Raw genomic sequence first — 24599 nt, 5'->3', positions numbered from 1 at the left:
TTGAGTTATCAGCAGATTCTCGGCGGCCCAGTTTGAGCCCGCCCACCTCCGCAGCCGGAACGCGAGATGCCCCGGATTCTCCTCCGGGAGAGCGACGTCCCTGCGGAAAGAAGCTGCAATAAGAGATTGGAGTTAAGACATGGCGCAAAAATGTGATCTCTGCGGCAAGGGTCCGCAGTTCGGCAACAACATCTCCCACGCCCACAACACCACCCGCCGCCGCTGGAACGTAAACCTGCAGTCGGTCAAGGCAGTCGTTGGAGGAGCCAGCAAGCGTGTACGCGTGTGCACCAGCTGCATCAAGACCGGCAAGATCGTCAAGGCTTAGCCGAGAGTCCCTTCGGGCCATCTGAAATCCAGCTCAGAAACAAATCGCCCCAGCCGCATCTCCGCGGACTGGGGCTTTAGCTGTTTGCTGGCTTGTCCGGCATCATCCCCTCTCCAGATTCAGACGCCTAAACCCAGCCTTCCTTACGACTTCTCGAATGCGAGCGATGCGCTATTGATGCAGTAGCGCATTCCCGTAGGCCGTGGGCCGTCCGGGAAGAGATGCCCCAAATGACCTCCGCACCTCGCGCAGGTTACCTCGATGCGCCGCATTCCATGAGAGCTATCCTCATGTGCATCAACAGCATCGGCCGAAACCGGCAACCAGAAACTCGGCCATCCGCTCCCAGAATCGAACTTCTTATCTGAGGTAAACAGAGGCGCATTGCAGGCTCCGCAGTGATATACCCCGGTCTCATGGTTATTGAGCAGAGCCCCGGTGAACGGACGCTCTGTTCCCTTCTCCCGCAGGACGTTGAACTGATCAGGCGTCAGCAACTCGCGCCACTCCGCTTCCGTCTTATGCATCTTTTCCGACTTCACAGACTCAGACATGGGTGATCATCCTTTCCACTGGATTAGATGCCCGCCGGCACAGCCGGTCACATCCCGGCCCTAGCTCCGGGCGATGATCTCAACTTCGACCAGCGCATCCTTGGGCAGAGCCGCGACAGCAACCGTGGACCGGGCCGGAGGCACTACTCCTTCGGGAGCAAGATACTTCGCATAGATCGCGTTCATCGCCGCAAAGTCTCCCATATTCTTGAGAAAGACCGTCGTCTTGACGACATGTTCGAAACCAAGCCCTGCCTCTGCCAGCACCGCCTTGATATTTTCAAAGACGCGAACTGTCTGCGCCTCCACACCACCCTCGACAATCTGGCCGGTAACCGGGTCAAGTCCCACCTGTCCGGATGCATAAAGCGTCTCGCCAACGCGAACTGCCTGTGAGTAGGGACCAATGGCTGCCGGAGCAGCTTCGGTAGAAACCGGAATCTTCTTCTCGCTCATAGATGCCAGTCTAACCAACCCCTGCGCCAGGCTGAAACCAAACTTTTGCAAAGAATTGCGGCAACCCCTGTCCAGTCCATCCTGTCTCAGATTCCATGACCGTTTTCAATGGCCAGGATTCGCGCACAGCTTACGTGTGCAGAATTTAGATCAAATCAGAAAGACATTTCCTCGTTGCAGATCGGGGAAGGAGAAAAACGTATGGGAATTCTCGATTCCATTCAATCGTTAGCAGGACAGGCCGGAGCGTTGGCACAGGGCGATCAGGCAAAGATCGCTGGCGGTTTTATCGAGGCGCTCTCCGCGCACCCCAGTGGCATCACGGGAGTGCTTGAGAGCCTGAAGTCTAATGGCCTGGGTGAGCACGTAAACACCTGGCTCAGCGGACAAGCGCAAACGGCAACCCCGGAACAGGTCCAGCAGGGGCTTGGCCCCACAGGCCTCATCGAACAGACGGCACAAAAGGCTGGCGTCTCTCCTTCGGTAGTAACCTCCGCCCTCGCTCTCATTCTGCCGATGGTCGTCCAGCATTTTGCTGCCAACGGTCAGTCGACGGAGCCAGGATCGTTCAGCGGCATGGCGCAGCAGGTCCTGGGCAAGCTGCTCTAACCCCACCGATCCGCAACAGGAAACGCTCACCCGGCTCCTTGAGGAGAACAGCGGCCGGATGCAGACACCACCACAGGAGAAGACAGAATGGCTGATCTGGAGCAGTTGAAGCAGAAGTACAACCCGGTCATCTCGACCATCAACAGCTTCGCCGACCTCGGTGCGAAGGTAGAGGCCGTCGATCTTGCCGGCGAGCAGTTGCACATCAAGGCAACCGTGCCTTCAAAGGTCATCGCCAACCGGGTATGGGACACCATCAAGGAAGTGGACCCGTCATACTCCGATCTCAAGCACGAGATCGTCACGACCGGCGGTGACAATCAGCCCTACACCATCAAATCCGGCGACACGCTCTCAAAGATCAGCAAACACTTCTACGGCAATGCCAATAAATACGGCGACATTGCCAGGGCAAACAGCATCGACAACCCGGACCGCATCCAGGCAGGTCAGCAGATCAATATTCCACCACAGGGCTGATCCATTCTGAATCTCACCCCCGCCGCGCTCCTCACTGGGCGCGGCTTTCCTTTTGGTACATCCTTCGTTTGGCTAGCAACTTGCACTGAAATACCGCGTGGACGCAAAATAAGCGCTCCTCAACGAAACGAAAAGAAACTTTTCGGCATTAGCAGGAAATTCTTTCCGTTTCTCTTGAGAGAACGCTCCATCAAAGGCGTCTCCAGAGGCAGAGGGCGTCCATGCCGGTACCTGGGACCAAACGCGAAGGAGCACGATGAAAGTGAAATGGTTGTTGGCACCACTGCTTGCCGCCTCAACCTTTGCGGCACCTGCATTCGGCCAGATCTCTATCATGATCGGAACCCCTCCCCCTCCTGTCCGGTATGAAGTTGCTCCCCCTGTTCCACAGGCTGGATACGTATGGGTGCCGGGCTATTGGGCTCCTGTACAAGGACAGTACGTCTGGTACTCCGGCCGGTGGGCGCGCCCCCCCTACTACGGTGCAGCATGGCGCAATCCGCGATGGATTCATGAAGATCGCGGCTGGCGTTATTCCCAGGGAGGCTGGGGACCGCGCGATTGGCACGGCCATCACGGACATGGGCACGCTTACGGCCACCGCCGTTAGTCTCGCGCCGCCCCGTCACGCTGTCGCAAACGTACTCTGTCGCATGATCTCCCGGATATGCGCAGAGCACCAGCACGAGGGCTCACCTTCATAAGATGGGCCCTCCGTTGCTTTAATTCAGATTGCTGGTCGCAGGAGCGTTCTCTTACATCCTGAAAGTGTCATTCTGAGCGAGCGAAGCGAGTCGAAGGATCTGCGGCTCTGCCCCGCCATACATCCCCAAAATCTCCCCTCCAAATAAAATGGACCAGAACCATCCCGGTTCACACGATCCACAGCCAGAGGCCTCCGCTACAGATGAATCCTGCCAACGAAACCGCCGAAGTCTCCACCCTGCCTTCACTCACCTATCCCGCGGCCCGCACCGTTGATCAGGTGGACGATTACTTCGGGACCAAGGTCTCCGACCCATATCGCTGGATGGAAGACCTCGATTCCTCCGAAGTAACGCAGTGGATCGAGCAGGAAAATCAACTCACGCGAAGCGTTCTGGATGGATTTCCAGCTCGTGACGCCATGCACCGCCGCATGATGGATCTGATCAACTTCGAGCGCTTCAGCGCGCCGGTCCTCAAAGGATCGCGCTACTTCTACTGGCACAATACCGGCCTTCAAAACCAGAGTGTCCTCTTCTGGACCGAAGGTTTGGACGGCGAGCCCAAAGTGCTGCTCGATCCCAATACACTCTCGGTCGATGGAACCGTGGCCGTGATCGATCTCAGCATCTCCGACGATGGCAGCCTTGCCGCCTACTCTATCGCCGATGCGGGCTCGGACTGGATCACCTGGCATGTGCGTGACGTCGCCACCGGAGACGATCTTCCTGATGTCGTGGCCTGGTCCAAGTTCAGCTCCGCCTCATGGCTCAAGGACAGCTCCGGATTTTTCTATCAAGGCTACGACCGCCCAAAGGAAGATGCTCTCAAGGAGGCCAACTACTTCCACAAGATCTTCCTCCACAAACTCGGAACCCCGCAGAGCGAAGACCGCCTCATCTTCGACCGGCCCGACGATAAGGAGATCAACCTCGGCGCAGGCGTCAGTCACGACGGACGATACCTCCTGATCTACCAGACCAAGGGATCAAGCCCCAACAACCAGCTTTCGATTCGTGACCTTGAAGATCCTCAAGGCACAACCGTAACCCTCGCTGACGCTGCGGACGCAGTCTATTCCGTCATCGACAGCGACGGCACGCGCTTCTGGATTCACACCACCTTCGAGGCTCCCAACGGCCGCGTCATGCAGGTTGATCTTACTGATCCTGCACGCAGCCAGTGGAAGACCATCATCCCGGAGAGCGCGCACAAACTCGATAGCATCGGCATGATCGACAACACGCTGATTGCGAACTACCTGGCCAATGCACAGAGTATGGTGATGCTGTATACAGCCGACGGCGCCCCGCTGGAACGGCTCGAGCTTCCGGCAATCGGAACGGCGGCTGGGTTTGAAGGCAAGCGCACTGACACCGAAACCTTTTATCAGTTCAGCAACTTCACCACGCCGGCAACGGTCTACCGCGTCGACATGAAGACGCGCCAATCAACCATCTTCCGTCAGCCGAAGTTGAAGTTCGATCCCGCACAGTTTGAAACGAAGCAGGTCTTCTACACGAGCAAGGACGGCACGCGCGTCCCCATGTTCCTGAGCTACAAAAAGGGCCTCGCGCTGGACGGCAAAAATCCCACACTGCTCTACGGATATGGCGGATTCAACATCTCCCTCCGGCCCGATTTCTCCGCAGGAAACCTGCTATGGATGGAGATGGGCGGCATCTATGCACAGCCCAGCCTGCGCGGTGGCGGAGAGTACGGCGAAGCCTGGCATGAAGCGGGAACGCGCCTCAACAAACAGAACGTCTTTGACGACTTCATCGCCGCCGCCGAGTGGCTCGTCTCGAACGGTTACACCTCACCCTCGCGCCTCGGAATCTCAGGCGGAAGCAATGGCGGCCTTCTGGTCGCGGCCTGCGAGCTGCAACGCCCCGACCTTTTTGGAGCGGCGATTGCCGCTGTTGGAGTGATGGACATGCTGCGCTTCGACAAGTTCACCATCGGCTGGGCCTGGAAGACGGACTACGGCGCTCCCACCGAGAAGGAAGAAGAGTTTCGCGCCATCTTCCGCTACTCTCCACTCCACAACATCAGGCCGGGCGTTGAGTATCCTCCGACCCTCATCACCACAGGCGACCATGACGATCGCGTCTATCCAGCGCACAGCTTCAAATTCGCCGCAGCCATGCAGGCAACGCAAACTGGCCCCAATCCCATCCTCATCCGCGTAGAGACACGCGCCGGACACGGCAGCGGGATGCCCCTGACTAAGCGCGTCGAAATCATCGTCGACCAGCTCACCTTCCTGGCGCTCCACCTGCAGGTTCAGCTACACATTGAAGAAACAGTATAGGAACCAATCTTCGCCTGAACTCTCATCGAAATCTTCAACCAGTCGGCTTATTAGAAGCCGTCATTCTGAGCGAAGCGAAGAATCCCTGTATTTTGCCAATAGCACCTAGGGTGCTTCGGGAAGAGACTCTACCGCGAACCCGCTTTAGCCGCCCGCAAAAATGCGCGCAGCTTCTCAGGATCCTTCTCACCAGGCCCGGCTTCCACGCCACTCGCAACATCGACCCCCCACGGATTCAGCGCACGAATCGCCTCACCGACATTCTCAGGACGCAATCCGCCGGCAGCAATAATACGGAGCTGGGGAGCAGCCTCTCGAAAAACGTTGCGAGCCGCCGCCCAATCGAAGGAGACCCCCGTCCCACCGCCCGCCGATCCCACCTTCGAATCAACAAGCACGCGGTCGACCAGCCCGAAAGCTGCAATCTCTCGAAGCTCTTCCTTCAGCCGTTGCGCACTGTCACTTCCAACGACCCAGTGCAGCGTCTGGATCAGCCCGAACTCTTTGCCGAGACGATGACGAAGCTCTTCGATCAGAGAAAGATCAAGGCCGCCGTGAAGCTGCGCCGCCGTCAATCCCGCCTGCTCGACCACAGACGCAATCTCCGCCGCATCCCGGCTGTAGAAGACTCCTACGCGTTCGACATTCTGTGGGAGATGCGGCGTAATCGTAGCAACATGTCCAGGCGTGACGCGACGTTTGCTCTCCGCGAAGACGAATCCCAACGCATCCGCGCCGTATTCGATCGCGAGCTGCGCGTCAGCAAGACTCGTGTTGCCGCAGATCTTGCCCCATGTCATCGCAGGACCCGTTCGGAGTACCCATGTCGCAGCAGCTCTGCCAGCGCCACACCAGGATCAGGCTGTCGCATCAGAGTCTCGCCCATGAGGAACGCATCATAGCCCGCATCCCTCAGCTTTGCGATCTCCTCAGCACCGCGCAGGCCACTCTCAGCCACCTTCACCGTGCCCGCGGGCATAGCATCCACAAGCTCGAACAGAAGCTCCGGGTGCATCTCGAAGGTGCGAAGGTCACGGCTGTTCACACCGATCACATCGAACCCCAGATCGACCGCCCGCTTCAGCTCCTCGGAGGAGTGGACCTCGCAGAGAACATCCAGCGCGTAGTTGTGAGCTTCCTTGCGCAGACTCGCAAGCTCCGTATCGGTATGGACCGCCACAATCAGCAGGATCGCATCGGCCCCAAAGGCCCTGGCTTCCACCATCTGGAAGGGATCGACGATGAAGTCCTTTCGCAGGCACGGGATCTTCACCGCCTGTGAGGCCGCTTCAAGGTATGCCAGCGATCCCTGGAAGTATTTCGTATCGGTCAGGATGGAGAGCGCAGCCGCGCCTCCAGCCTCAAAGCCCTTCGCTAAAGCCAACGGATCGAAATCCTCGCGGATCAGGCCCTTCGATGGGGAGGCCTTTTTGATCTCGGAGATCATGGCAGGGCCATTCTGGCTTACGCTTTTCAGCCGCGCAGCAAAACCCCGCGGCGTGTGAGCAGCGGCTCTCTGCTCGATCAGACCTTTATCTGCAACGGCTTTTCGTTCCGCCACCTCACGGGACGTATTCGCAACAATCTCATCAAGTCGGGTCGGCATATACCTTCATTTTAGTGCGTATCGTCGCGATAGCAGAGAAACAGATCCTCGAGCCCAAGGGGGCTTCCGTTGAAAGCAACATCTTCAAGGGAAAAAGGATCACAAAGCAAAAGAGAGAAGCATGATCGCTTCTCTCTCGGAGCCTGCTTCAATCTTTTGGTGCCGAAGGGGGGACTCGAACCCCCACACCCTTGCGAGTACATGGACCTGAACCATGCGCGTCTGCCAATTCCGCCACTTCGGCAACGGTCGTACACGCTCTGCCTTATAAGGCTGAACACCGCAACCGCGAGTCTTTAGTGTCGCAAAGCACAGGTCGCCTGTCAATTACGCGCGATCGTCGTCTAGACTGGTCACTGCAAGGAGCGCTGCCAGAACATGAACAAACCTGCGAACAGTTCGCCACCCCAGGCTCCCGGTAAGGCAAGTGAGACCATCCCTGCAGATCTCGCCATCGAGATCCGGAAGATGGCGCACGAACTCAGCAACGCGCTTGAGGTAATCGTCCAGACCAGTTATCTGTTAGGCACGGTCGGCCTGAAGGAGCCAGGTTCCGAATGGCTCCGCATGCTGGACAACGGAGTCAACAAGGCCATGGACATTAACCTGGCCCTGCGAAATTACGTTAAGGAAAACTCCCAGCCCTGACAGGCGTAACCACCTATTTCAGCTAAAGCGGTTATTCAACAACGCGGTTGTTCAGCGGTTCGCTGCGGACGGCCGGGCCGCTTTTCTGGAAGTGGTATTGGTGGTCTTTGCCACCGTCTTTTTGCTGTCTGGCGCCTTAACCATCTTCTTCGCGCCCGACTTGGTGGTTGATTTCTTCGTGGTTTCAGAGGATATAGCGTCTGCGCTCAACGTTGAACCTTTGCCCGCGCGCTTAGTCTCGTGGCTCTTCATTAAGCGATCGATCTGCTCCAGCAGAAGGCGCGTATGCATGGGCTTTACCAGCATTCGGTCCGCCCCCATATCCTGCCAGTCCTCCTCTGCCAGCGGGTACGCCGTCAGAAGAGCAACTGCCGGCCGGTACGAAGCCGATCTGGCCGCCGCAATGACCGCAGCTCCGGCCTGATCGCTCTCCATCCGCATATCGCTGATCACCATGTCGTATTCGTTGGAGCGCAGCTTCAGCTTGCCCTCCCGTCCCGATGCCGCCGTATCCACATCAAAGCCATTGATCTCAAGCACGGCCTTCAATGTCAGCAGAACAGCGACCTCATCATCGACCAGCAGGATGCGCTTCTTCATCTTTCTTCTCTCTTCTCCCAGCCTGGAAAGAAATCCGCTCTGAAGAGACGCGAACTCGTATTCATTCGTCTCCTACAATACACAACATCCGTAACGTACAAAAATCCCATGCAGCGCATGAAAAGCATAAGGGAACGTTGCGTAAGATGCTCTCATCGCCCTGTCTCGTTGGTCCACCGGGCACATCATTCGCCGCCGCACTCGCATCCAACGGAATGCTATACTTCAATGTGCAGCGCTTCCTTGCAGGCGACTGTAAATCCAAGACAGATACACATGGCAAGCCTATGAGGCAGGCTGTGGAGGCGACTTATTCCACCGATCGATAAACGTTCCGCAAAATCCTTTATTCGTACCAACGAGCGAATCCGCGCCCGCGAAGTTCGTGTCATCGACGAAAACGGCGAACAGCTTGGCGTAATGCCCCCGTTTGAGGCCCTGAAGATGGCCCGGGAGCGTTCTCTGGACCTCGTTGAAATCTCACCGAACGCCGTTCCACCCGTGTGCAAGATCCAGGACTACGGCAAGTTCCTCTACGAAAAGGACAAGAGCGATCGGGCCGCGCGGAAGAAACAGAAGGTCATCACCATTAAAGAGGTGAAGTTCTCTGTCACTGTCGACGAGCACGATTACCAGACCAAAAAAAATCAGGCCATCCGTTTCCTCAATGAAGGCGATAAGGTAAAGGCCTCGCTGCGCTTCAAAGGCCGTCAGATGGCGCACCGCGACCTCGGTTATAAGATCATTAATCGCCTTATCACGGACGTGGGAGAGGCCGGTACCGTTGAGTTTATGCCGCGCATGGAAGGTACTACCCTCCATGCCATTCTCGCGCCTTCAAAGAAAGCGGAAAGTGCACCGAAGAAAGCCTCTGCGGCTCCCGACAAGGGACATGCACCCGAGGCGGCTGCAAACAGCTCTGTAGCCCAGGCCTAAACAGACATCCAGGAAAGCACAAAGGGCGCAATCCTCTTCCATGGGGATTGCGCCTTCCTATTTAACCGACCCTGTTGAGTCCGGCTGGATTGGTTTTGAGTGGGTCCTGAGTTCAGTGCCGCGAGAAAATCTGTTCTTGCTCCAGGCCTTCAACGTCACGCTTTAAACGCTCAAGCAATCATCTGGCCATAATTCCGTGATGCGCTTGCACGTTAGTCTTCGACCCTGTTCAAAATCGTCTGTTACGTCAGTAACTCTACCCGCTAAATACATTTATATACCATTCATTCCATTGGACTTATATACGAGTCCATCATATGTTTACTTCAGCTGATCTGTCCAGCGAAATCTTTTGCAACATAGGAAAAAAATTTCCCGAGGTTAACATCATGAAGTTCGTTATTCGCACAGTCGTCGCCGCCCTCGTTATCACCGGAGCCTTCGCTTCCACCCAGATCTCCTCTGCCTCCACCAGCTCCGCCAAGGTCACCGTCGCCCGTAACAGCGCCCTGCCTATCCCCATGTGCGCTCCCGACGACCCCAACGCCTGTGGCATCGCTCGCTAAAAGCAGCTTCGTAAATTACTGAATTTAAGCAATTAAAAGGACCCATACCCATGAAGAACATCATTCGCACCGTCGTCGCCGCCCTCGTTGTCACCGGGGCCTTCGCTTCCACCCAGATCTCCTCTGCCTCCACCAGCTCCGCCAAGGTCACCGTCGCCCGTAACAGCGCCCTGCCTATCCCCATGTGCGCTCCCGACGACCCCAACGCCTGTGGCATCGCTCGCTAAAAAGCAGCTTCGTAAATTACTGAATTCAAGCAACTAAAGGACCCATACCCATGAAGAGCATCATCCGTTCCGTCGTCGCCGCCCTCGTTGTCACCGGAGCCTTCGCTTCCACCCAGATTTCCTCTGCTGCCACCAGCTCTGCCAAGGTCAACATCGCCCGCAACAGCGCCCTGCCTATCCCCATGTGCGCTCCTGACGACCCCAACGCCTGTGGCATCGCTCGCTAAAAGCAGCTTTCGTAAATTACTGAATTCAAGCAACTAAAGGACCCATACCCATGAAGAGCATCATCCGTTCCGTCGTCGCCGCCCTCGTTGTCACCGGAGCCTTCGCTTCCACCCAGATTTCCTCTGCTGCCACCAGCTCTGCCAAGGTCAACATCGCCCGCAACAGCGCCCTGCCTATCCCCATGTGCGCTCCTGACGACCCCAACGCCTGTGGCATCGCTCGCTAAAAGCAGCTTTCGTAAATTACTGAATTCAAGCAACTAAAGGACCCATACCCATGAAGAGCATCATCCGTTCCGTCGTCGCCGCCCTCGTTGTCACCGGAGCCTTCGCTTCCACCCAGATCTCCTCTGCTGCCACCAGCTCTGCCAAGGTCAACATCGCCCGCAACAGCGCCCTGCCTATCCCCATGTGCGCTCCTGACGACCCCAACGCCTGTGGCATCGCTCGCTAGAGATGTTGGTGGTAAGTACGGATTAGGTGTACGACCGAAACACTGCAAAAAAATGCACTTTGCTCGTTAAGATTTGTTGTCTCCGCCCCTGGATTGAGCTAGGCTTATTAACGTCTACTGGGGACGCGATCGATGACTCAAGAAGCATTCATCAGCACGCTTTCTTATCTCGAACCTATTCTCTGCGCAATGGTGCTTTCTTTCCTGCTGCGCAGCAAAGAGGTTAGAAACTATATCTACCTGGTTTCTCTGCTGTGCGTGAAGATCATGTCTTCAGCCATCTGCTTACCAGTTCTGTATCTTGCTGGCGGCGGGCGGCAGGTTATCGAGAAGCATCTGGCTTATCAAATTTATTTCTATGCTTATTGGCTGAGTTACGCCCTAGAGGCCATCCTTTCGCTTCTCGTGATCTACAGCATCTTTAAACTGGCGATGGCGCCGTTGAGAGGTCTCCAGACTTTGGGTATCCTGATCTTCCGTTGGGTAGCAGTTATCTCTGTTGCCGTAGCAATGGGAGTCGCTTTCAGCCCGCACATTACTGGCATCAAATTTATGGTGTCGATGATTACTCAATTGCAGCAGACCTCGAGCATTTTGACTTTATGCCTTCTGCTTTTTGTCTGCTTTGCAATTCGGCCGATGGGACTTTCACACGGTAGCCGGATCTTCGGGGTTAGTTTTGGGTTAGGATTTCTGGCGACAATCAACCTCGTCGATTCAGCTTGGTTATCGCACAGTTCAGATATGAGTTCTATGATCAACATCATCAATGGAATTGCTATCTGCCTGACTCTCACCATCTGGTCGGCTTACTTTGCATTCCCGGAGCCGAAGCGGCGTCTTATCGTTCTTCCGACGACATCCCCCTTCCTTCGCTGGAACCAGATCTCGTTGGCGCTTGGCGATGAGCCTGGATACGTTGCGGTGGGCGGTATCTCTCCCGAGATCTTTGCTCCGGCCGAGCTCGAGGTGATGCGGCGCGCCTCCACCAAGATGACGCATGTAGCTCCGACGGAGATATCCTCTGCCTCGGCTGCAGCATCTTCACCTCTCATGCACTCCATCCCTGCATAAGATCGGGCAACTATTCCTGCATCACACAAAGTACGAAATCAACTGACAATAAGAAGGGCCGCCCGATGGGCGGCCCTTCCAGTTTCATGTGAGTATTACTACTCGCCGAACTCTGAGCGTTTCCAGTTGATCAGATCGCCCAGTGTGGTTCCGCTTGAGGACGAGGAGGATGATCCCTTATGATCCCGCTCCTTGTAGCTCTCCACCTCGGCGCGGCTCGCCTCTTCTCCCACTGCGCGGATGCTCAGGCCGACCTTCTTCTCGTCCTGGTTCATCTTCACAATGCGGAACTCGTGCTCATCGCCAACGTCCAGCTTGACGGGAACATTGTTCTCATCCACAGCTTCAGAGACATGGCAAAGACCCTCGACACCTTCTGCGATCTCAATGAAGGCGCCGAACTGCGCTGTGCGCAGGACCTTGCCCTTGACGACATCGCCCACGCGGTGCTGCGCGAAGAAGGTATCCCAGACATCAGGCTGCAGCTGCTTGACTCCCAGCGAAAGCCGTCGGTTCTCCGGCTCGACACCCAGAACGACAGCCTTCACCTTCTCGCCCTTCTTCAGAACTTCGGAAGGATGCTTGATGCGCTTCGTCCAGCTCAGGTTCGAGACATGCACCAGGCCATCGATACCGTCTTCGATCTCGATGAAGGCGCCAAAGTCGGTCAGGTTGCGGACACGGCCCTCAACCACGGCGCCGGCAGGATACTTATCCTCCAGTTGCTCCCACGGATTATCCTGAAGCTGCTTCATGCCCAGAGAGATGCGGCGATCATTCGGGTTGACGCTGAGGATGATCGTGTCGACCTCGTCACCCGGCTTGACCAGCTTCGACGGATGCTTCATCCGCTTGGACCAGGTCATCTCGGAGACGTGGACCAGCCCCTCGATTCCCTGCTCCAGCTCGACGAACGCACCATAGTCGGTGACGGAGAGGACGCGTCCACGAACCTGCGCACCGATCGGATATCGCTCGGTAGCGTCTAGCCACGGATCCGGCGTCAGCTGTTTGAAGCCCAGGGACACGCGCTGCTTGTCCTTGTCGAACTTCAGGACCTTCACCTGGATTTCGTCGCCGACGTTGACCAGATCACGCGGATGGGTCAGGCGCCCCCAGCTCATATCGGTGATGTGAAGCAGGCCGTCCAGTCCACCCAGATCGACGAATGCACCGTAGTCGGTGAGGTTCTTCACGGTCCCGGTAAGGATGGTTCCCTCTTCCAGGGTGGTCAGGGTTACCGACCGCTTGGCGTTCTGCTCCTCTTCAAGCAGTTCCTTGCGGCTGATAACGACATTTCCGCGCTTCTTATTTAGCTTGATAACGCGAACTTCGATCTCCTGGCCGATGTAGCCGTCGAGGTTGCGAACGGGGCGAATCTCAACCTGCGATCCGGGCAGGAACGCCTTGATGCCGATATCGACGGTCAGGCCGCCTTTAACCCGGCTCAGAACCATTCCCTTGACGGGAACCTTGTCGTTGGCCGCGGCCTCGAGCTTGTCCCACACCTTATGGCGCAAGGCCTTCTCGTAGCTCACCAGGTAACCGCCTTCGGCCTCTTCGCGCTCGACGACGACCTCGACCTGATCACCTGTCTGGAACTTAGGCACGCCGTTGATATCCAGCACCTGCTCCAGCGGAATGAGACCTTCAGACTTCAGCCCAATATCGACAACAACATGCTTGTCCGTAATCTTGACGACTGTACCGTTGACGATGACCTCTTCGGCGGTCAGGCTCTGTGCTGCGGCAGACTCGGCCGCCTGTTCGCGGTCGAAGTTTGCCAGAGCCTCGGCAAAGTCAGCGGAGTCGTAGTCGGGTTCCTCTGCGGCTTCAGTAGCTGCCGCAACGGGAGACTCCACGGGCTGGGCGATCTCATGCTGCTGGTTGGTGGTGGATTCAGAAGACAGCTCTGCATTCGCAGCTGTCGCTTCGGGCGCTAGGACTTCCAATTCGGTGGTCAGGGGTTTGCTCTCGGTTTGATCGGGATGATGGTTATCTACCATTGATTGCGGACTCCGGAACCCAAGCCTCCGTTCCATCTTAGGCGGGCTTTTCTCGGAACCGCTCAGCCGGTTTTAAGGGACTGAACTCCCATTCCTGATCAAGCGCCCAGGCAGGAACGAATTTTACATCTTTCTAGAAGGAGCGGCTGCACTTGGGTCCCACACGCAGAGGCTCGTAATTAACGATAGAACCTCGCCTTGCATACGTCAACCGAACCTGAGCGCAAAATCCCCAGCTTTTACAGCACTGTTAAGCTGCACTCTCCTGCACATCCGCGCTCTCCCGCTATACTCGGCTCACCTATGGATCGTCTCTGGACCCCCTGGCGCTACGCCTACATCACCCGCACGGAGGAGAAGGCGCGCACCGGCGTCGCTCCCGAACTCTCCGCCTGGCCCGCTGCAGAAGACAAGCACTGCGTCTTCTGCAACATGATTGCGGCCACAGATTACGCCATCGCGGGCGGAATGCCGGTAGATACCGCGGAACGCTACTCCCATATCGTCTACCGCGGCCAGCACTGCTTCCTGTGCCTGAACGCCTATCCCTACGCCACTGGCCACGTGCTCATCCTGCCCTACTTTCACACCGACTCCCTGGCTGCGGCCCCCCCGGAGGCAGCACACGAGATGATCGAGCTGGCCCGGACCGTCGAGCGCGCTCTGCGATCCATTTATCGTCCCAATGGCATCAACCTTGGCATGAATCTCGGTGAAGCCGCCGGCGCGGGCGTAGCCGATCACATCCATATGCACGTCCTTCCGCGCTGGATCGGCGACACCAACTTCATGACGGTTACTGCAGAGACACGTGTGCTTCCCGAAACCCTTGACATTACCTGGGAAAAGTTGCGCAGCTTCTTCCACGATTGCGCAACGAAGCGTCAGGGGGATGCATCAAACTGCATATAAATCCCTGCTAAGTCTGGGCAGATTGCCGTAGGAGGGCAACCATGAATGCTCTGCCTAAAATTCCTCCGTCCTCGGTCCGGCCCGGGTTCCCGCCGCCGCTTCGCGCTGCCGGGACACGCTCTCCCGAGCCTCGTATCTATTTCACCGGAGCTGGAGTCCACACCGCAGCCCGGTCCATAACTCCCATCTCATTATTTCCTCACGAATCGGAAGACGCGCGACTGACAGGCGAAACACGCTCACTCTTCCGTCGATTGCTCGCCCTCAACCTTCCGGTCGTATATGAATCGCACACGGTCGTTGAAAACAGGATCGAAAAGATCGCCTGAAGTTCTTTCTTGAGAGACCCCAATACATAAAGCCCTGCGATGCAGGGCTTTTTCATGCCATCACAACCGGCAATCTCTCAGCCAAACTGCGGCTCCTGAACCACGGTTCCCGCAGGAGCCTGTTTTCCAGTAGCGGACCTGGACGGCCGAATCCGCGTCGCCTCAAAACTGGTGATCTTCCACTCTCCGGACGGCAGCTGACGGTAGACTCTCGTGTACCGATAAGTACCCCGAACTGGCGTCCCTTCGCTTGTTCCCTCCACCAGGGCCTGGCTGGTCACAATTGCCACCGAATCGACCAGTTTTACCTTCATATCGTCCAGGTCGATCCGGGTCAGGACCAGCCGTTTGCTCCGGATTCTGTCCAGCTGCTGCGCCTTGGTGTGGACCTCCCCGGACATGGATATTCCAATAAAGTCGTCTGCCAACATGCGGTCGAGGGTAGCAACATCGCCCGCCAGCTGCGCCGTTCGCCAGCGCTGCTCAAGGCGCTCAACCTCTTTTTTTACATCCTGTTTGTGATGATGTTTTTTGTCCTGCTCCGAGCGCAGATTGGAAGAAAAGCAGAGCAGCAGGAGGGTCGCAGCCAGCGCGCTCCGTGAAAGCGAAGGGATCCGGGATGATGTTCGGGGCACCATGAGCGTACCGGATAGTAGACCGAGATGGAATCCCGAGTCAAAAGAACTTTTATAGAATCCTTCGTCAAATCCGGAGCGCGATGTTCCTGCCTGTCTTCCTCAGCAAACCGCCGTCAGGTTTTCGAGCTGCCTGTCCAGCATCTTCTGGTACAGTCCACCTACGGCATATTCCTTGAAATGCAGCGAATTGCGATGGTGATCCAGCGCAGCCTCGTCGGCATATTGCTCATAGATCACAACCATGTTTGCATCACCTTCAACAAAGTGTGGCACGTAGGTCACGCATCCGGGCTCCTGGCGTGAAGCCTCGGTCAATTTACGGAGTATCTCAGCGATCTCGTCGTGATCCGCCGCACTGAACCTCATCCGTACCGTGAAACTGATCATCTCCGGCTATCCTTTCAATGCAGCGCCGAACTCCGGCAGCGTAATAGTCTGGTCGCGGTCCGGTCCGGTCGAGACCATGCCGATCTTTGCGCCGGATTCCTTCTCGAGGAAGCGCAGGTAATCCTGGGCCAGCTTCGGTAACTTCTCCCACTCCGTGATTCCCTCGGTCGACTCGTTCCAGCCCTTCAGTTTGGTATAAATCGGCTCAATCGAGTCAAATCCGCGCATATCTGCCGGAATTACATCCGTTACTTTGCCGTTGATCTTATAGCCGGTGCAAACCGGAATCTCTTCCAGGGCATCCATCACGTCCATCTTGGTCACAACAAGCCATTCCGTGGAATTGATCATGTTGCTGTAGCGCAGAAGCGGAAGATCCAGCCATCCGCAACGGCGCGGACGCCCCGTAACCGCACCATACTCCTGGCCACGAGCGCGCAGGATATCGGCGGAATCATCGAAGATCTCCGTCGGGAAGGGGCCTTCGCCCACACGTGTGACGTAGGCCTTGGTAACACCAATCACGGTGTCGATCCGCGTCGGACCAACGCCAGTGCCCGTCACGGCTCCGCCAGCGGTCGCCGACGAGGAGGTCACAAAGGGATAGGTTCCGTGGTCGATGTCCAGCAGCGCACCCTGGGCGCCTTCAAACATCACGTTTCCGCCGTTATCCAACTCCTTGTTCAGCAGGACGGCCGTGTCTGTCACAAACGGAGCTACCTGCTCGGCTGCCCGCGCATACTCCTCGTACATGGTCTTCGGGTCCAGCGGCTCGGTCCCGAACAACGCATGGGCAATCGTGTTCTTCTCGTGGCAGGCGTTCTCAATGTGAGTACGCAGCAGCGCAGGGTTCAACAGATCGATCACCCGCAGACCACTGCGGTGCATCTTGTCTTCATACGCCGGGCCAATACCGCGGCTGGTCGTGCCGATCTTCGTCCGTCCCGGAGCATTCTCCGCCGCCAGTTCGATCATGCGGTGGTACGGCAGAATCACCTGCGCACGATTGGAAACAAACAACTGCTCGTCAACGGGCAGTCCCGCATCGCGCAGCTTCTTGACCTCGTTCAGAAAGGCCATCGGGTCCAGGACGACGCCATTGCCGATGACGCCCTTGCACTCAGGGCGCAGAACACCGCACGGAATCAGCTGCAGGACGAACTTTTTTCCACCAATGATGACCGTATGGCCGGCATTGTGACCCCCTGCATAGCGCGCCACCACGGAGAATCTCTCCGACAGGACGTCCACAATCTTGCCTTTGCCTTCATCGCCCCACTGGGCACCCAAAATGACCGCAGATCTCGGTTGACTCACGACGGATATCTTCTCCAAAGGTGGTTCTGGCCGGCCCCAAGAGGGCAGGAATCGGATGGACGCAACGTACGCGGATGGCTCCTGAACGAAAACGCGCCTCTTCCATCATATATCGCGTAAACACGATCCGAACTTCGTCCGAAAAGAGTTCCATGCCTTTTGCCTTGCAAGCTCTGGCTGGCCAAGAGAACATAATCGTATGAAGAGGCCGCGCCTTCTCAAATTTCGGATCGTTGTCTCGGTCGCGATGGGAGTGTTTCTCCTGATCGAATCGACGAACGCGAACTTCCTGAGACCAGCCATGGAGTCGAGAGCCATCTTCGTCCACATTGTCGTCGCACTGCTTGGAGTGGCATTTCTAGCCCAGGCCGCCATTCTCGGAGAAAAGGTTACCCGCAAAACGCTCTCCTAACCTCCTGCACCCGAAGGGCAACAGGGTCAAGAACCTCGTCATTCTGAGCAACGCGAAGAATCCCTGTATCGTGCCCGCAGCAGCAACCGTGCTCCCACAGACCGCAGAAGTTGTCTCCCCCGGAACTCCAGCCAACGTCCCCCATAGCAAATCTCAGGAAGCATGTTCCGCAGCGCTCAAGTATCCTTGCTGCACCTCGTCCATGCCCTCGACCCGCCTTCTCTACGCAACCACCGCCTTCCTCTCAGCTTTCCTTCTCTTTTTAATCGAGCCACTCGCCGCCAAGCAGATCCTTCCTATTCTGGGAGGCTCCTCAGCCGTGTGGCTGACCTGCCTGGTCTTCTTCCAGACCACACTGCTGCTGGGCTATCTCTACGCACACTGGCTGGCGAGTGACACCCGCACGGTCGATGCCGGACGTCAGCGGAACGCACACCGTATCGTTTTAGGGCTGGCCCCCATCGCTCTCGTTCTTGGGCTGATCTTCGGACCGGGGCTCAGTAGCTCGGCTCATCCTGTCGCAACCATCTTCTGGAGTCTCACCCGAACGATCGGGCTGCCTTTCCTTCTTCTCGCCTCCACGAGTCCGCTGCTGCAGCGCTGGCTCTCCCGTAATGAGGCCGACCCCTCGGGGCGCCCAGCCACTGTCTGGTTCCGGCTCTTCGCCCTCTCCAACATTGGTTCACTGCTGGCGCTGCTCGCTTACCCGGTTGTGGTCGAGCCCTACCTGACCCTGCGATTGCAGCGCACCCTGTGGGCTGCCGGATTCTTCGTCTTCGCGGGCCTTTCCTGGCTCATTGTTCAGAACCAGCGCTCTTCTTCCATCCAGTTGAAGGAAGAAGCCGACGATGCCGAACCTGCACCTCGCTTCCACCGCTGGCTGTGGTTCCTGCTTCCAATGGCAGCGGCTATGCAATTGTCGGCCGTCACCGAACACCTGACCATCAACATCGCGGCCATTCCGCTGCTCTGGGTGCTTCCGCTCGCCGTTTACCTCGTCACCTTCATCCTCGCGTTCGACCGGCCCGCCTTTTATCGCCGCCCCGTCGTGGTCCGCGTGCTCGTCGTCATGCTGGCGAGCCTCGGTTATGCGATGACGAAGACAGACTTCTCGATCCCGATCGGCCTTACCATCGTCTTCTTCCTCTTCGAGTGTTTCGTCGCCTGCTTCTTTTGCCACGGCGAAACCTATGCACTGCGCCCGCAGCGGGCTTCGGAGTCCACCCTCTTCTACCTTCTTATCGCCGCTGGCGGAGCCACCGGGACCTTCCTCGTCGGAATTGCCTTTCCTCTGCTCTTCGACAGCAACTATGACCTGGCTATTGCCTTCTTTGCCACCGCAGTTTTTGCGCTCGCCGCCACCTGGCGCGATGGATGGGCCCAGCGCCTGCTCTGGACCACGGCAACAGTCCTGCTGTTTACCCTGACGGTAATGCTGCATCTCTACTTCGCCCGAAACTCCCTGGCCAGCATGCGGAACTTCTACGGGACACTCCGGGTCACGCAGGGTTTCGCTCCCGCGCAACAGGCTCCCATGCGGACACTGCTCCATGGGACCATTCAGCACGGCACCCAGATCTTCTCACCCCAGGGAAGTCATCAGCCCACCAGCTACTATGCCGCCGACTCCGGGATTGGGTTGGCCCTGCGCTTCTGCTGCGATGATGACAGCCGCCCACGCCGCATCGGTGTCATCGGCCTGGGAACAGGCACGATCGCCGCCTACGGACACCCCGGCGACAGGATTCAGTTTTATGAGATCAATCCGCAGGTCGAACCGATCGCCCGAAACCTCTTTACCTATCTGCGAGATTCCCCGGCCGCCATCACTCTCGTTCCCGGCGACGCCCGAACCTCGCTTGCCTCTGAGACTCCACAGAAATTCGATGTCCTTGCCATCGATGCCTTCTCAGGCGATGCCATTCCCCTGCACCTGCTGACCACGCAGGCTCTTAAGCTCTACCTGCATCATCTGGCGCCGCGCGGCATCCTGGCGTTTCATGTCTCGAACCAGTATCTCGACCTTGCACCTGAGCTCGCCCTGCTGGCGCAGTCGGCCAACCTGATGGCCCGCGATGTGATCACCGGCTCCAATCAGGCACGCGGAGAGTTCCGCGCCGAATGGGTGCTGATGACAAGAGATCCATCCTTCTTCGATCGGGAAGAGATCGCCACCCTCGCCGATCCCATCTATATCAAACCCCACCTGCGGCTGTGGACCGACGATTACTCGAGCCTCCTGCCTGTACTCCAGACAGGAGGCCACTAAACTACCGCACCATTGCCATTCCATCGGAAAACTTCCCGGCCTCGATCGTCCGCTCAACCTTCCAGCTATTCAGATCGATCACCGAGATCTGATTGGAGAAGTTGCAGGCGACATACGCCGTCCGGCCATCCGTAGTTACTACGGCCTCCGATGGCCCCTCGCCTACATCGATCGTCTTCGCCACCTTCATTGCCTTCAGATCGACGACATCAACCTTCTTGGCTCCGCGCAGCGTCACCAGCAGCCAGCGCCCGTCCGGCGTGGTCGCCGTGCCATAGCCCTTCGCGGATAGCGGAACCCAGGTCTTCACCTTGTTCGTCGCCGTATCGATTACAGCAAGACGCGGCTCTTTCTGGTCGGCCGTGAAAACCATGCTCCCATCGCGCGAGATGTTAATTCTCTGCGTGTTTCCGGAAATCGGAATGACCGCAAGCGTCTTGCGTCCGACCATGTCCAGCACCGAGACCGTTCCCGGCCCGACGTTCGCCGTATAGCCACGCTTGCCGTCCTTCGACAACACCAGCATATGCGACTGCTCCTGCCCGGTCGGCACAGAACCCACAATCTTCAGGGTCTTCGGGTCGATGATGCTGACGCTTTTGTCCAGCTCCGTCGTCACATAGAGTTTGCCGCTGTTCTTGTCATAGATCGCGCAGTGCGGACGTACTCCGTGCCCGAAGTCCACCGTGCCAACGATTTTGCGGCTGGCAATATCGATGACTGAGATCTTTTCCCCATTCGTGCCCGGCCGCCCTACCCCGGCGTTCCCATAGATTGGCACATACGCCGTCTTACCATCAGGCGACACTGCAAGCTCATGCCCGGTGATCCCACCCACCGGGATCGTCCCCACCACCTTCGCCGATGCCGTATCGATCACCGAAAGATCGGCATCCTTCTGGTTCGCCACCAGCAGCGTCTGCGACCACGCCGCCCCACTCGACGCGCAGATCGCGGCGCCGCACATTACAACCGTCCACAGATTCGGTCTTTTCATAGCGCAGGCAAGTATAGAGAGCCGCAACGGCAGCCGTCAGCCAAAATTTCGTGGGGCCAAAATATTCTTCTCTTCCCCCTATACTGGGGACAGGTCATGCCTGAGCTTCCCGAAGTCGAAACCGTCGCCAATGGCGTCCATCAGCGAGTCCACGGCCAGACCATTCTCTCGGTCTGGACCAGTAACAAACCGCAGACGTTCAAGTCCGCTCCCACCGAGATCGCCGAGCTTCTGACCGGCTCCCTCATCGATCGCGTGCATCGCGTCGGCAAGACCATCGTCTTCGATCTGACCCGGAAACCCGGCAAGGTGCGTAGCAAGCCCGGGGCTCCAGCGCAGTTCCTTGTGCACCTCGGCATGACTGGCCGCCTTCTCGTCTCGTCTCCCGAAACCGAAGTTCCACTCCACACGCATGCCATCCTTACGCTCAGTGGCGGCAAAGAGATCCGATTCGTCGATGCGCGCCGATTCGGTCGCCTGTCCGTCGCGTCGGACTCCTATACCGGCGCAGGCCGCGAGCCGCTTACAATCCCGCTCGAAGACTTCATCGCGCTCTTCCGCAACCGCAAGACGCCCATCAAAGCCGCGCTGCTCAATCAGAAGCTGCTTCACGGCGTTGGCAACATCTACGCCGACGAGGCGCTATTTCATGCCGGAATCCGGCCCCGCCGCCAGGCAGGGCGTCTTACCCGGGACGAGCTCACCCGGCTTCGTGCAGCTCTTGTCAAAGTCCTGAAGCACGCAATCAAGCTCGGCGGCTCGTCCGTATCCGACTACGTCGACGCCGAAGGGGTAGCAGGCTTCTTCCAACTGCACCACCGCGTCTACTCACGCACCGGCCAACCCTGCCGAACCTGTTCCACCCCCATCGAACGCATCGTAGTCGGTGGACGTAGCACTCACTTCTGCCCCTCCTGCCAGAAGTAGCTCCTTTCGGGACCTAAGCATCATCTAAGACTTTGAAGTTCCTGCATGCTTACACATGCGGCCTCAAAGGCTCGAAGTGAGATGAAAAACACAGCTCTGATCGTCGGAGTCTCAGGAATCGTTGGCGGAAACCTTGCAGGACTGTTGACCTCGCAGCAGGACTGGCAGGTATACGGCCTGGCGCGAACCCCCGGAAAGCGCGAAGGAGTGATTCCCATCGCGGTCGATCTTCAGGATTCAGGAGCCGTTCGTACTGCACTCAAGGACATCAAGCCAACTCATATCTTCCTCGCCACCTGGCTCAGACAGCGAACAGAGGCGGAGAACATCCGCGTCAATGCCGGTATGGTTCGCCATGTGCTTGATGCGGTTTCAGCCGCGAAATCCGTCCGTCACGTTGCTCTGGTGACCGGCCTGAAGCACTACCTCGGCCCATTCGAGGCATACGGCAAGGGCAATCTGCCGGAGACGCCATTCCGGGAAGAGCATACCCGACTGCAGCTTGAGAACTTCTACTATGCCCAGGAAGACGAGGTTTTCACCGCCTCTATCCGCGACGGATTCAACTGGAGTATTCACCGCCCGCACACCATCATCGGCTATGCCGTTGGGAATGCAATGAACATGGGGACGACGCTGGCTACTTACGCCAGCATCTGCAAAGAGCTACGGAAGCCGATGCGGTTTCCCGGCTCGTCAGTGCAGTGGAACAGCCTCACAGACATGACCGATGCACGCCTGCTGGCCAGACACCTGCTATGGGCCGCAACCACGCCGGAAGCTTTCAACCAGGCATTTAACGTGGTCAATGGAGACGTCTTCCGCTGGAGCTGGATGTGGAAGCGTATCGCGGAATGGTTCGGTGTGGACGCGGCCGGACTTGCAGGAGAAGGAATCCCCCTCGAGAAGCAGCTTCAGGGTGCAGAACTGGTCTGGCGCGAGATCGCCACAAAACATGATCTGGCAGAGCCCAACCTCGACCGGCTCGCCTCCGCCTGGCACACCGACGCCGATCTGGGCCGTCCCATTGAAGTCGTCACCGACATGTCGAAGAGCCGTAAGCTCGGCTTTACCGAATATCAGCCCACAGATGAGAGCTTTTTTCAGCTCTTTGAGAGACTGAGGGCTGAGCGGCTGATCCCATAGACCGGCAGTTTCAGAACTTTCCCTGAATCCCTTCTTCTTTCGTTCGATTCGGCAGTACTCTGAAGGCGCCATGTTTCTCAAGCAGTACTATCTCGGCTGTCTCGCCCACGCCTCCTACCTGCTGGCCGACGAGGCCAGCCGTACCGCCGTCGTCGTCGATCCGCAACGTGATATCCAGCAATATCTCGATGATGCTGCGAAGCTCGGCGTCCATATCCGCTACGTTTTTCTCACGCACTTCCACGCCGACTTTGTAGCGGGGCACCTTGAGTTGCGCGATCGCTGCGGAGCCGAGATCCGTCTGGGCGCTCACGCCAAGGCGGAGTACAGCTTCGTCCCCATGAAGGATGGCGACACGATCCTCCTCCCCGGCATGCGCCTTGAAGTGCTGGAGACACCCGGGCATACGATCGAGTCGATCTCGATTCTTGTCTTCGATCTAGCAAAGAGCGCCGCCAGGCCCTACGCCGTTTTGACCGGGGACACCCTGTTTATCGGCGACGTCGGAAGACCCGACCTCCGTGCCTCCATCGGCTGGAGCGCCCAGGAGCTGGGCGGCTATCTCTACGACTCTCTCCACAACAAACTGATGAAGCTCCCCGACGAAACGCTCGTCTATCCAGCACATGGAGCCGGCTCTCTCTGCGGGAAGAACATCTCATCCGACACCGTTTCCAGTCTCGGTCAGCAGAAGCGGTTCAATTATGCGCTTCAGCCAATGAGCAGGGAGGATTTTATCCGCCTGGTCTCGGTCGATCAGCCCGACGCCCCCGCATACTTCACCTACGATGCTCTTCTGAATACAAGGGAACGATCCACGCTCGATGCCTCTCTGAAACAGGTCTTAAAGCCGATCGAACTCCCCGACCTGCTCGCAATGAATCTGTCTGAGACACAGATTCTCGATGTGCGCGACGCCGCGGACTACGCCAAAGGGCATATGACCGGCAGCATCAACATCGGCCTCGCCGGACAGTACGCCACCTGGGCAGGCACATTGCTCGATACAACGCGTCCCATCGTGATCATCGCCGAGCCTGGCCGGGAGGAAGAAGCTGCCCTGCGGCTGGGAAGAATCGGCTTCGATCATGTCGAGGGCTACCTGAACGGCGGAATGGCTGCACTTGCGGATCGCCCTGATCTGATCCAGACGACAGAGCGCATCAGCGTTCCCATGCTGACCGAAGATCTCGCGTCATCTAATCCGCCAGTCATCATCGACGTGCGTTCACCGCAGGAGTGGAAGGACGGCCACATTCCTGGAAGCCGGAATATCCCGCTCTCGCAACTGAAGCAACGACTCCAGGAGTTTCCCACCGACCGCAGAGTTGCCGTTCACTGCGCTGGAGGCTATCGCTCTTCCATTGCGGCCAGCATGCTTTACCGGAACGGGATTACAGACGTGATGGAACTGGCAGGCGGTATTACAGCGTGGGAAGCTGCCAACCTGCCCGTGGAAAAGCCTGGCGTTTAGA

Annotated in this window: 30 protein-coding genes and 1 tRNA gene; 20 read left to right on the top strand and 11 right to left on the bottom strand. The window is 57.6% G+C overall.

Annotated elements, in window-relative coordinates:
• Positions 1-139: 139 nt before the first annotated feature.
• Positions 140-328: a 50S ribosomal protein L28 gene (gene rpmB, locus GWR55_RS17590; protein ID WP_162403420.1), complete on the top strand. Its 189-nt coding sequence runs from the start codon at positions 140-142 to the stop codon at positions 326-328.
• Positions 329-471: 143 nt separating this feature from the next.
• Here rpmB and msrB read toward each other — a convergent pair whose 3' ends face one another.
• Together msrB and GWR55_RS17580 are read right to left on the bottom strand one after the other, a co-directional pair.
• The gene (msrB, locus tag GWR55_RS17585) at positions 472-882 is read right to left on the bottom strand and encodes a peptide-methionine (R)-S-oxide reductase MsrB (RefSeq protein WP_162403419.1); all 411 of its coding nucleotides are present in this window, start codon (positions 880-882) and stop codon (positions 472-474) included.
• Between the two features lie 60 nt (positions 883-942).
• Positions 943-1338 (bottom strand): RidA family protein, encoded by a 396-nt coding sequence (locus GWR55_RS17580; RefSeq protein WP_162403418.1) that lies wholly within the window; start codon positions 1336-1338, stop codon positions 943-945.
• 201 nt (positions 1339-1539) lie between these two features.
• Here GWR55_RS17580 and GWR55_RS17575 point away from each other — a divergent pair, with 201 nt between their 5' ends.
• The 4 genes from GWR55_RS17575 to GWR55_RS17560 all read left to right on the top strand — a co-directional run bounded on the left by GWR55_RS17575 (position 1540) and on the right by GWR55_RS17560 (position 5446).
• Positions 1540-1947 carry a YidB family protein gene (locus GWR55_RS17575; RefSeq protein WP_162403417.1) on the top strand — a complete coding sequence of 136 codons (408 nt, stop codon included), beginning with the start codon at positions 1540-1542 and terminating at the stop codon, positions 1945-1947.
• Positions 1948-2034: 87 nt separating this feature from the next.
• Positions 2035-2427, top strand: coding sequence for a LysM peptidoglycan-binding domain-containing protein (locus GWR55_RS17570; protein ID WP_162403416.1), 393 nt, complete (start codon positions 2035-2037; stop codon positions 2425-2427).
• Between the two features lie 256 nt (positions 2428-2683).
• Positions 2684-3037 (top strand): YXWGXW repeat-containing protein, encoded by a 354-nt coding sequence (locus tag GWR55_RS17565; protein ID WP_162403415.1) that lies wholly within the window; start codon positions 2684-2686, stop codon positions 3035-3037.
• 297 nt (positions 3038-3334) lie between these two features.
• Positions 3335-5446 carry a prolyl oligopeptidase family protein gene (locus tag GWR55_RS17560; RefSeq protein WP_162403414.1) on the top strand — a complete coding sequence of 704 codons (2112 nt, stop codon included), beginning with the start codon at positions 3335-3337 and terminating at the stop codon, positions 5444-5446.
• A 128-nt stretch (positions 5447-5574) separates the two neighbouring features.
• Here GWR55_RS17560 and GWR55_RS17555 read toward each other — a convergent pair whose 3' ends face one another.
• The 3 genes from GWR55_RS17555 to GWR55_RS17545 form a co-directional block, all read right to left on the bottom strand.
• Complete coding sequence (locus GWR55_RS17555) at positions 5575-6246, bottom strand: phosphoribosylanthranilate isomerase (RefSeq protein ID WP_162403413.1); 672 nt, start codon at positions 6244-6246, stop codon at positions 5575-5577.
• On the bottom strand, positions 6243-7052 hold the full coding sequence (gene trpC, locus GWR55_RS17550; RefSeq protein WP_162403412.1) for an indole-3-glycerol phosphate synthase TrpC: 810 nt from the start codon (positions 7050-7052) through the stop codon (positions 6243-6245). The genes GWR55_RS17555 and trpC overlap by 4 nt, the downstream gene beginning before the upstream one ends.
• Positions 7053-7209: 157 nt before the next feature.
• Positions 7210-7296: transfer RNA gene (locus GWR55_RS17545), tRNA-Leu, on the bottom strand.
• Between the two features lie 134 nt (positions 7297-7430).
• Here GWR55_RS17545 and GWR55_RS17540 point away from each other — a divergent pair.
• Positions 7431-7700 (top strand): hypothetical protein, encoded by a 270-nt coding sequence (locus GWR55_RS17540; protein ID WP_162403411.1) that lies wholly within the window; start codon positions 7431-7433, stop codon positions 7698-7700.
• 51 nt (positions 7701-7751) lie between these two features.
• On the opposite strand, the gene GWR55_RS17535 is transcribed toward GWR55_RS17540, so the two are convergent.
• A complete protein-coding gene (locus GWR55_RS17535; protein WP_162403410.1) occupies positions 7752-8300 on the bottom strand; it encodes a response regulator in 549 nt (182 codons plus the stop codon).
• A 312-nt stretch (positions 8301-8612) separates the two neighbouring features.
• Here GWR55_RS17535 and infC point away from each other — a divergent pair, with 312 nt between their 5' ends.
• From infC to GWR55_RS17525, 7 genes are all read left to right on the top strand, one after another.
• A complete protein-coding gene (infC, locus tag GWR55_RS17530) occupies positions 8613-9236 on the top strand; it encodes a translation initiation factor IF-3 (protein WP_370521439.1) in 624 nt (207 codons plus the stop codon).
• 389 nt (positions 9237-9625) lie between these two features.
• Positions 9626-9802, top strand: a complete 177-nt coding sequence (locus tag GWR55_RS19145) for a hypothetical protein (protein ID WP_202925536.1) — start codon at positions 9626-9628, stop codon at positions 9800-9802.
• 50 nt (positions 9803-9852) lie between these two features.
• A complete protein-coding gene (locus tag GWR55_RS19140; RefSeq protein WP_202925535.1) occupies positions 9853-10029 on the top strand; it encodes a hypothetical protein in 177 nt (58 codons plus the stop codon).
• A 50-nt stretch (positions 10030-10079) separates the two neighbouring features.
• Positions 10080-10256 carry a hypothetical protein gene (locus GWR55_RS19135; protein WP_202925534.1) on the top strand — a complete coding sequence of 59 codons (177 nt, stop codon included), beginning with the start codon at positions 10080-10082 and terminating at the stop codon, positions 10254-10256.
• Between the two features lie 50 nt (positions 10257-10306).
• The gene (locus GWR55_RS19130) at positions 10307-10483 is read left to right on the top strand and encodes a hypothetical protein (protein ID WP_202925534.1); all 177 of its coding nucleotides are present in this window, start codon (positions 10307-10309) and stop codon (positions 10481-10483) included.
• A 50-nt stretch (positions 10484-10533) separates the two neighbouring features.
• Positions 10534-10710 (top strand): hypothetical protein, encoded by a 177-nt coding sequence (locus tag GWR55_RS19125; protein WP_202925534.1) that lies wholly within the window; start codon positions 10534-10536, stop codon positions 10708-10710.
• Between the two features lie 132 nt (positions 10711-10842).
• The gene (locus GWR55_RS17525) at positions 10843-11784 is read left to right on the top strand and encodes a hypothetical protein (RefSeq protein ID WP_162403409.1); all 942 of its coding nucleotides are present in this window, start codon (positions 10843-10845) and stop codon (positions 11782-11784) included.
• 98 nt (positions 11785-11882) lie between these two features.
• Here GWR55_RS17525 and GWR55_RS17520 read toward each other — a convergent pair whose 3' ends face one another.
• Positions 11883-13790: a 30S ribosomal protein S1 gene (locus GWR55_RS17520; protein ID WP_162403408.1), complete on the bottom strand. Its 1908-nt coding sequence runs from the start codon at positions 13788-13790 to the stop codon at positions 11883-11885.
• 303 nt (positions 13791-14093) lie between these two features.
• On the opposite strand from GWR55_RS17520, the gene GWR55_RS17515 reads away from it, so the two are divergent.
• On the top strand, positions 14094-14702 hold the full coding sequence (locus tag GWR55_RS17515; protein ID WP_162403407.1) for an HIT domain-containing protein: 609 nt from the start codon (positions 14094-14096) through the stop codon (positions 14700-14702).
• A 41-nt stretch (positions 14703-14743) separates the two neighbouring features.
• Positions 14744-15031 carry a hypothetical protein gene (locus GWR55_RS17510; protein ID WP_162403406.1) on the top strand — a complete coding sequence of 96 codons (288 nt, stop codon included), beginning with the start codon at positions 14744-14746 and terminating at the stop codon, positions 15029-15031.
• A 77-nt stretch (positions 15032-15108) separates the two neighbouring features.
• On the opposite strand, the gene GWR55_RS17505 is transcribed toward GWR55_RS17510, so the two are convergent.
• The 3 genes from GWR55_RS17505 to GWR55_RS17495 form a co-directional block, all read right to left on the bottom strand.
• Positions 15109-15669, bottom strand: a complete 561-nt coding sequence (locus tag GWR55_RS17505; RefSeq protein WP_162403405.1) for a nuclear transport factor 2 family protein — start codon at positions 15667-15669, stop codon at positions 15109-15111.
• 99 nt (positions 15670-15768) lie between these two features.
• Positions 15769-16056, bottom strand: a complete 288-nt coding sequence (locus GWR55_RS17500; protein ID WP_162403404.1) for a putative quinol monooxygenase — start codon at positions 16054-16056, stop codon at positions 15769-15771.
• Positions 16057-16062: 6 nt separating this feature from the next.
• Positions 16063-17373, bottom strand: coding sequence for an adenylosuccinate synthase (locus GWR55_RS17495; RefSeq protein ID WP_162403403.1), 1311 nt, complete (start codon positions 17371-17373; stop codon positions 16063-16065).
• A gap of 199 nt (positions 17374-17572) precedes the next feature.
• Here GWR55_RS17495 and GWR55_RS17490 point away from each other — a divergent pair, with 199 nt between their 5' ends.
• Together GWR55_RS17490 and GWR55_RS17485 are read left to right on the top strand one after the other, a co-directional pair.
• Positions 17573-17785 (top strand): hypothetical protein, encoded by a 213-nt coding sequence (locus GWR55_RS17490; RefSeq protein ID WP_162403402.1) that lies wholly within the window; start codon positions 17573-17575, stop codon positions 17783-17785.
• A 202-nt stretch (positions 17786-17987) separates the two neighbouring features.
• The gene (locus tag GWR55_RS17485; protein ID WP_162403401.1) at positions 17988-20054 is read left to right on the top strand and encodes a fused MFS/spermidine synthase; all 2067 of its coding nucleotides are present in this window, start codon (positions 17988-17990) and stop codon (positions 20052-20054) included.
• A 1-nt stretch (position 20055) separates the two neighbouring features.
• Here the strand turns inward: GWR55_RS17485 and GWR55_RS17480 are convergent, their stop codons facing one another.
• Positions 20056-21051: a cytochrome D1 domain-containing protein gene (locus GWR55_RS17480; protein ID WP_238398501.1), complete on the bottom strand. Its 996-nt coding sequence runs from the start codon at positions 21049-21051 to the stop codon at positions 20056-20058.
• A 96-nt stretch (positions 21052-21147) separates the two neighbouring features.
• Between GWR55_RS17480 and mutM the strand changes: the two genes are divergently transcribed.
• The 3 genes from mutM (at position 21148) to GWR55_RS17465 (ending at position 24598) form a co-directional block, all read left to right on the top strand.
• Positions 21148-21978, top strand: coding sequence for a bifunctional DNA-formamidopyrimidine glycosylase/DNA-(apurinic or apyrimidinic site) lyase (gene mutM, locus GWR55_RS17475; RefSeq protein WP_162403400.1), 831 nt, complete (start codon positions 21148-21150; stop codon positions 21976-21978).
• 81 nt (positions 21979-22059) lie between these two features.
• On the top strand, positions 22060-23124 hold the full coding sequence (locus GWR55_RS17470; protein WP_162403399.1) for an SDR family oxidoreductase: 1065 nt from the start codon (positions 22060-22062) through the stop codon (positions 23122-23124).
• A gap of 70 nt (positions 23125-23194) precedes the next feature.
• The gene (locus tag GWR55_RS17465) at positions 23195-24598 is read left to right on the top strand and encodes a rhodanese-like domain-containing protein (RefSeq protein ID WP_162403398.1); all 1404 of its coding nucleotides are present in this window, start codon (positions 23195-23197) and stop codon (positions 24596-24598) included.
• The last annotated feature ends 1 nt before the right edge of the window (position 24599 follow it).

It is taken from the genome of Edaphobacter sp. 12200R-103 (genome assembly GCF_010093025.1).
In the GTDB taxonomy this organism is placed as follows: Bacteria; Acidobacteriota; Terriglobia; order Terriglobales; family Acidobacteriaceae; genus Edaphobacter.
The sequence above is the reverse complement of the archived record's forward strand: the minus strand, read 5'-3'. Positions and strand labels throughout refer to the sequence as shown.

Coding starts and splice junctions, on each gene's coding strand:
- GWR55_RS17470 (WP_162403399.1), top strand. CDS start 22,060: ATGAAAAACACAGCTCTGATCGTCGGAGTCTCAGGAATCGTTGGCGGA.
- GWR55_RS17505 (WP_162403405.1), bottom strand. CDS start 15,669: ATGGTGCCCCGAACATCATCCCGGATCCCTTCGCTTTCACGGAGCGCG.
- GWR55_RS19130 (WP_202925534.1), top strand. CDS start 10,307: ATGAAGAGCATCATCCGTTCCGTCGTCGCCGCCCTCGTTGTCACCGGA.
- GWR55_RS17535 (WP_162403410.1), bottom strand. CDS start 8,300: ATGAAGAAGCGCATCCTGCTGGTCGATGATGAGGTCGCTGTTCTGCTG.
- GWR55_RS19145 (WP_202925536.1), top strand. CDS start 9,626: ATGAAGTTCGTTATTCGCACAGTCGTCGCCGCCCTCGTTATCACCGGA.
- GWR55_RS17510 (WP_162403406.1), top strand. CDS start 14,744: ATGAATGCTCTGCCTAAAATTCCTCCGTCCTCGGTCCGGCCCGGGTTC.
- GWR55_RS17480 (WP_238398501.1), bottom strand. CDS start 21,051: ATGAAAAGACCGAATCTGTGGACGGTTGTAATGTGCGGCGCCGCGATC.
- GWR55_RS17575 (WP_162403417.1), top strand. CDS start 1,540: ATGGGAATTCTCGATTCCATTCAATCGTTAGCAGGACAGGCCGGAGCG.
- GWR55_RS17490 (WP_162403402.1), top strand. CDS start 17,573: ATGAAGAGGCCGCGCCTTCTCAAATTTCGGATCGTTGTCTCGGTCGCG.
- GWR55_RS17515 (WP_162403407.1), top strand. CDS start 14,094: ATGGATCGTCTCTGGACCCCCTGGCGCTACGCCTACATCACCCGCACG.
- GWR55_RS17520 (WP_162403408.1), bottom strand. CDS start 13,790: ATGGTAGATAACCATCATCCCGATCAAACCGAGAGCAAACCCCTGACC.
- GWR55_RS19140 (WP_202925535.1), top strand. CDS start 9,853: ATGAAGAACATCATTCGCACCGTCGTCGCCGCCCTCGTTGTCACCGGG.
- rpmB (WP_162403420.1), top strand. CDS start 140: ATGGCGCAAAAATGTGATCTCTGCGGCAAGGGTCCGCAGTTCGGCAAC.
- GWR55_RS17580 (WP_162403418.1), bottom strand. CDS start 1,338: ATGAGCGAGAAGAAGATTCCGGTTTCTACCGAAGCTGCTCCGGCAGCC.
- GWR55_RS17500 (WP_162403404.1), bottom strand. CDS start 16,056: ATGATCAGTTTCACGGTACGGATGAGGTTCAGTGCGGCGGATCACGAC.
- GWR55_RS17560 (WP_162403414.1), top strand. CDS start 3,335: ATGAATCCTGCCAACGAAACCGCCGAAGTCTCCACCCTGCCTTCACTC.
- GWR55_RS19135 (WP_202925534.1), top strand. CDS start 10,080: ATGAAGAGCATCATCCGTTCCGTCGTCGCCGCCCTCGTTGTCACCGGA.
- GWR55_RS17555 (WP_162403413.1), bottom strand. CDS start 6,246: ATGACATGGGGCAAGATCTGCGGCAACACGAGTCTTGCTGACGCGCAG.
- GWR55_RS17565 (WP_162403415.1), top strand. CDS start 2,684: ATGAAAGTGAAATGGTTGTTGGCACCACTGCTTGCCGCCTCAACCTTT.
- GWR55_RS19125 (WP_202925534.1), top strand. CDS start 10,534: ATGAAGAGCATCATCCGTTCCGTCGTCGCCGCCCTCGTTGTCACCGGA.
- GWR55_RS17570 (WP_162403416.1), top strand. CDS start 2,035: ATGGCTGATCTGGAGCAGTTGAAGCAGAAGTACAACCCGGTCATCTCG.
- GWR55_RS17485 (WP_162403401.1), top strand. CDS start 17,988: ATGCCCTCGACCCGCCTTCTCTACGCAACCACCGCCTTCCTCTCAGCT.
- msrB (WP_162403419.1), bottom strand. CDS start 882: ATGTCTGAGTCTGTGAAGTCGGAAAAGATGCATAAGACGGAAGCGGAG.
- mutM (WP_162403400.1), top strand. CDS start 21,148: ATGCCTGAGCTTCCCGAAGTCGAAACCGTCGCCAATGGCGTCCATCAG.
- GWR55_RS17525 (WP_162403409.1), top strand. CDS start 10,843: ATGACTCAAGAAGCATTCATCAGCACGCTTTCTTATCTCGAACCTATT.
- trpC (WP_162403412.1), bottom strand. CDS start 7,052: ATGCCGACCCGACTTGATGAGATTGTTGCGAATACGTCCCGTGAGGTG.
- GWR55_RS17465 (WP_162403398.1), top strand. CDS start 23,195: ATGTTTCTCAAGCAGTACTATCTCGGCTGTCTCGCCCACGCCTCCTAC.
- GWR55_RS17540 (WP_162403411.1), top strand. CDS start 7,431: ATGAACAAACCTGCGAACAGTTCGCCACCCCAGGCTCCCGGTAAGGCA.